At 52.5% G+C, this 2,749-nt stretch carries 3 protein-coding genes; all 3 read right to left on the bottom strand.

Annotated features, from left to right (window positions below):
* Positions 1–36: 36 nt before the first annotated feature.
* Positions 37–849: a septal ring lytic transglycosylase RlpA family protein gene (locus D6694_04560; GenBank protein RMH45546.1), complete on the bottom strand. Its 813-nt coding sequence runs from the start codon at positions 847–849 to the stop codon at positions 37–39.
* A complete protein-coding gene (gene mltB / locus D6694_04555; GenBank protein ID RMH45547.1) occupies positions 846–1,829 on the bottom strand; it encodes a lytic murein transglycosylase B in 984 nt (327 codons plus the stop codon). Before mltB ends, D6694_04560 begins: the two co-directional genes overlap by 4 nt.
* An 11-nt stretch (positions 1,830–1,840) precedes the next feature.
* Positions 1,841–2,749, bottom strand: a 909-nt coding sequence (gene rodA / locus D6694_04550; GenBank protein ID RMH45545.1) for a rod shape-determining protein RodA, incomplete at its 5' end; no start/stop codon positions are given.

The following is a 2,749-nucleotide window of genomic DNA, read 5'->3' as shown; positions in this document are numbered from 1 at the left end:
GTTGGTTGTCAAGCTTACCCAATTTAGACTCCTCTTTCATGCCTTTGTCGTGGTTGTCTTTGTTTCGGCACGTTGTTCGGTGATGATTTTCGCATTTTGAATGCCGATTTTGGTCAATTCGAGCTGCCACTGTTGGGCAGCAGACGCATCTTTAAATGGCCCCAGACGCACCCGGTAAAGCATGGTGTCGTTGGCCTGAACGGCACTGACTTCGGCGAGTTTCCCGAACTTTTCCAGTACGGCAAGGGCTAATTTTCTCGCATGGCGCGTGTCGCGAAATGCGCCAATTTGAACGTACAGTACGGTGTGGTTGGTGGTTGAGTTCGCCAACGGCGTGGGCTTTTCGGGGGTCAATAGCTCGATTTCAACATTGGCTGTTCCTTGCTCCGCGAATCCAAGGCGCACCGCAGCGGCATAGGATAGATCAATGATTCGTCCAGGGTGAAAAGGCCCGCGGTCGTTGACCTTGACCACCAATTGTTTGCCATTGTCCAGATTGGTGACGCGAACATAACTTGGCAAAGGCAGGGTTTTGTGTGCGGCTGTCAGCGCGTACATATTGTAAGGCTCGCCACTGGAGGTCCGACGGCCATGAAATTTCACCCCGTACCAGCTTGCCTTGCCGCGCTGTACGAAGTGTTCCACCGTCTGCATGACGTAATAACGCTGACCGTTGACTTCGTAGTACGTTGGGTTGCCATAGCGACTTCTTGGTTCAGCCACCGGCACTGGTTCGGGGATATGAGAGACATCCACAGGCCGTGCGGGCCCCCGGTCCTGATGATGCGGCATCAAAGATTGGCAGCCCGATAATAGGAGAATGATGGTTCCGGCAATCAGTCTATTCATGGTTGTCTTTTTTCACGAATCGCCTGCGCCAGTTGATAGACCGCCATAGCGTACAATGGACTCCGATTATAACGGGTAATCACCCAGAAGTTGTGGAAGCCAGCGTAGTATCGCTTTCGTCCCTGTTCGCGGAGTGCCAGCAGCATCACAAGTGTCTCGGGATCATAATGCTGCGCATTTTTCAGCTCAACACCCAATCGTGCCAGTTCGCCAACTTTGGTAGAGAGGGTGATACGGCGACTGGCCAATTGTGCCGCTTGCCAAGTGCGCATCCGTACCGGCGCCACGACGGGCGCCTGCCAGCGCCAGCCATGCTGATGAAAATAATTCGCAACACTACCGATGGCATCGATCTCATTATTGATGAGGTCGCGGTGTCCGTCGCCGTCGAAATCAATGGCGTAATGTCGGTAGCTGCTTGGGATGAACTGTCCGTAACCCATTGCCCCAGCGTAGGAGCCCAAGGGAGATTTTGCCGGCCAGCCCTCTTCGTGCGTCAAGCGCAAAAATTCGATGAGTTCTTTTCGAAAAAAGGCAGCACGCGGCGGGTAATGAAAACCAAGCGTATAGAGCGCGTCCAGCACTGGGTAGCTGCCTTTATGCCGGCCGTAGAACGTTTCGACGCCAATGATGGCCACAATGATTTCTGCTGGCACTTTGAATGTTTGTTCTGCACGGCGCAGTGTGGCGTCATGTTTGCGCCAAAAATCAAGACCGGCATTGATGCGCTGTGGCGTCAGGAAGATTTTTCGATATTGATACCAAGGTTTGCCTTCTGCCGGTCGAGCGATGGCATCGAGAATACTTTGACGTTTCTGCGCCTTTTGCAAAAGGCTTCGAACCTCCTCGGCTGAAAATGGCGTTTGCTCCGCGGCCTTGGCAATGAAAGCAGCCATTGGTTCGGTGGCCTCTTGCTCAGCGTTTGCGTTTGTCAAAGTGGCAAATAGAGTGAGAAAAATTCCGAGTAGTGTTCGTTTCATCGTCCCCGCCATCAAAGTTCCGAAGTAATTCGTCGATGCGTATGCATTGACATGATCACGCCCATGGATGCCAAAAGGGTCACCATGGAGGTGCCACCATATGAAATGAGCGGCAACGGTAACCCTACCACCGGGAGCATTCCTGACACCATACCGACATTGACAAAAACATACACAAAAAGTGTCAATGCCAGTGCGCCCATCGTCAGGCGTGAAAAACTGTCCTGCGCTTGGACCGCAAGATAGAGCGCGCGTGCGACGACAAAGCAATACAGGACCAACAGCGCTGCCACGCCAAGAAAGCCAAATTCTTCCGCCATCACAGAAAAAATAAAGTCTGTATGCCGCTCGGGAAGGAAATCTAATTGCGACTGTGTGCCATTGAGCCAGCCTTTGCCCACCAGGCCACCTGAGCCAATGGCAATTTTTGATTGAATAATATGGTAACCCGAATTGAGCGGGTCGGACTCCGGATTGAGAAAGGTGAGTACGCGACGGCGCTGATAGTCATGCATGAAATACACCCAGTGAATGGGCGCGTATACAATGATGGCCCCGATGAGCGTCGCAATCAGTCGCCAAGAAATGCCCGCAAGGAAAATGACAAACAGCCCTGTCATGGCTATCAGGACGCTGGTGCCAAGGTCCGGTTGCAAAGCAATGAGCAGAGTGGGCACAAAAATCAAAAGGAAACTCAGGACAAGGCGCTGACGATCTGGCGGCAACGGTTTTTGGTCAAGAAACCAAGCGAGCATGAGTGGCATCGCGAGCTTCATCAGTTCTGATGGTTGGAACCGAATTCCTGCTACAACCAACCATCTTTGGGCGCCTTTACCAATATCCCCTATCCACAGCACGAGAATCAACAACGCCACTGTGCCAAGATACAGGCCGAGGCTCCACTGCTTAAACAAGCGAGG

It is taken from the genome of Gammaproteobacteria bacterium, assembly GCA_003696665.1.
Lineage (GTDB): Bacteria > Pseudomonadota > Gammaproteobacteria > Enterobacterales.
Note: the sequence above shows the minus strand (reverse complement) of the source record. Positions and strands in the feature narration are given on the sequence as shown.